Raw genomic sequence first — 2,487 nt, forward strand, 5'->3', positions numbered from 1 at the left:
GGGGGAGGCAGCGGTGGTGGAGCGGGTGGCAGCGGCGGTGGCAGCGGTGGTGGAGCGGGTGGCAGCGGCGGTGGAGCGGGTGGCAGCGGTGGTGGCGGTTCAACGCCACAGATCAGCCGGGTAGCCTTGCACTCGTGCCCCGTCTGTCTGAAGTCATCGCCGCGCTGGAGAACCTGTGGCCCGCAGAGCGGGCCGAGTCCTGGGACGCGGTCGGCACCGTCGTGGGCGACCCGGACCAGGAGGTCACGCGCGTCCTGATCGCCGTCGACCCGGTCCAGGAGATCGTCGACGAGGCGGTGAAGCTGGGCGCCGACCTGCTCGTCACCCACCACCCGCTCTATCTGCGCGGCACGACGACGGTCGCGGCGACGCACTTCAAGGGCCGTGTCGTCCACACCCTCATCAAGAACGACATCGCGCTGCACGTCGCCCACACCAACGCCGACACCGCCGACCCCGGCGTCTCCGACGCCCTCGCGGGCGCCCTGGACCTGCGGGTCACCGGGCCGCTCGTGCCGGACGCCGGCGACCCCGAGGGCCGCCGGGGACTGGGCCGCGTCTGCGCCCTCGACCACCCACTGACCGTCCGCGAGTTCGCCGCCCGTGCCGCCGAGCGGCTGCCCGCCACCGCGCAGGGCATCCGCGTCGCCGGCGACCCCGAGGCGCTCGTGCGCACGGTCGCCGTCAGCGGCGGTTCCGGCGACAGCCTCTTCGACCACGTACGCGCGGCGGGCGTCGACGCCTTCCTCACGGCGGACCTGCGCCACCACCCCGTCTCCGAGGCCCGCGCCCACAGCCCCCTCGCGCTGCTCGACGCGGCGCACTGGGCCACCGAGTGGCCCTGGTGCGAGCTGGCCGCGAGCCAGCTCGACGAGATCTCCGACCGCCACGGATGGGACCTGCGCGTGCACGTCTCGAAGACGGTCACCGACCCCTGGACCGCCCACGCGGCCTCTGCCACTTCTGACCCCCTTGGAGCCCCGAACTGAACGCCGCGCCCGCCGACCAGATCCGACTCCTCGACGTCCAGGACCTCGACGTCCGCCTCCAGCAGCTGGCCCACCGGCGGAGGTCGCTGCCCGAGCACGCCGAGATCGAGTCGCTGACCAAGGACCAGATCCAGCTGCGCGACCTGCTCGTGGCCGCGCAGACCGAGGAGAGCGACTGCGCCCGCGAGCAGATCAAGGCCGAGCAGGACGTGGACCAGGTGCGCCAGCGCTCCGCCCGCGACCAGCAGCGCCTGGACTCCGGCGCCGTCACCTCCCCCAAGGACCTGGAGAACCTCCAGCGCGAGATCGCCTCGCTCGCCAAGCGGCAGGGTGATCTGGAGGACGTGGTGCTGGAGGTCATGGAGCGCCGGGAGTCCGCGCAGCAGCGGGTCGCCGAGCTGACCGAGCGGGTCGGCTCCGTCCAGTCGAAGATCGACGACGCGACCGCACGCCGCGACGCCGCTTTCGAGCAGATCGACGCCGAGGTCGCCACGGTCACCAAGGAGCGCGAGGTCATCGCCGGTTCGATCCCCGCCGACCTGCTCAAGCTCTACGAGAAGCTGCGCGAGCAGCAGGGCGGCGTCGGTGCGGCGAAGCTGTACGCGCGCAGCTGCCAGGGCTGCCGGCAGGAGCTCGCCATCACGGAGCTGAGCGAGATCCGCAGCGCGGCGCCCGACACGGTGATCCGCTGCGAGAACTGCCGCCGGATCCTGGTGCGCACGTCCGAGTCCGGCATCTAGGTCGCTGGGAGCCGTTCCGGTGCGGGAGTTCATCGTCGAGGCCGACGGCGGGTCGCGGGGCAACCCGGGGCCCGCGGGCTACGGGGCCGTGGTGAGCGACGCGGCGACGGGCGAGACGCTGCGGGAGGCCGCCGAGTACATCGGCGTCGCCACGAACAACGTCGCCGAGTACCGCGGCCTCCTCGCCGGCCTGCGCGCCGCCCATGAACTGGACCCGGCCGCGACGGTCCACGTCCGGATGGACTCCAAGCTCGTCGTCGAGCAGATGTCGGGCCGCTGGAAGATCAAGCACCCCGACATGAAGCCACTGGCGGCGGACGCGGCCCGGATCTTGCCGCCCGGGCGCGTGACGTACGAGTGGATCCCGCGCGAGCGGAACAAGCACGCGGACCGGCTGGCCAACGAGGCGATGGACGCCGGGGCCAGGGGAGAGCAGTGGTCGGCGTCGACTTCGACGGCGGAGCTGGACACCAGAGCGGGAGGCGGAGCCGGAGCCGGGGCTGTCGCCCCGCCGGACCCGCCGCGTCCGCCGGGTGACGCCGCGGCGGGCGCCGCGAGGGCACGCGAAGCCCTGGCAACGGGCCGCGCCGCCTCCGCCTCGTCGGCCGACTCGGATCCGGAAGCCGGGCCTTCTCCCGTGCCGCCTCCCGTCCGAGGGGGGACGGAGCAGCGGGGCGGCAAAGGCGCGTCGGCCGGGACTGGCCCTGGCTCGGCGAAGGCGGCCTCCGGCGCCTGTGCCGCTGGGGCGGGTGCGAACG

The 2,487-nt window shown here is 73.8% G+C and carries 3 protein-coding genes; all 3 read left to right on the forward strand.

The window, feature by feature from the left end:
- The first annotated feature begins 134 nt into the window (after positions 1 to 134).
- Positions 135 to 989: a Nif3-like dinuclear metal center hexameric protein gene (locus CA983_RS42705; protein ID WP_086605999.1), complete on the forward strand. Its 855-nt coding sequence runs from the start codon at positions 135 to 137 to the stop codon at positions 987 to 989.
- A complete protein-coding gene (locus CA983_RS42710; protein ID WP_086606000.1) occupies positions 986 to 1,729 on the forward strand; it encodes a zinc ribbon domain-containing protein in 744 nt (247 codons plus the stop codon). Before CA983_RS42705 ends, CA983_RS42710 begins: the two co-directional genes overlap by 4 nt.
- Positions 1,730 to 1,748: 19 nt before the next feature.
- Positions 1,749 to 2,487: reverse transcriptase-like protein (locus CA983_RS42715; protein ID WP_143645792.1), on the forward strand; the 739-nt coding region annotated here is incomplete at its 3' end.

The sequence above is a fragment of the Streptomyces swartbergensis genome, assembly GCF_002148965.1.
In the GTDB taxonomy this organism is placed as follows: domain Bacteria; phylum Actinomycetota; class Actinomycetes; order Streptomycetales; family Streptomycetaceae; genus Streptomyces; species Streptomyces swartbergensis.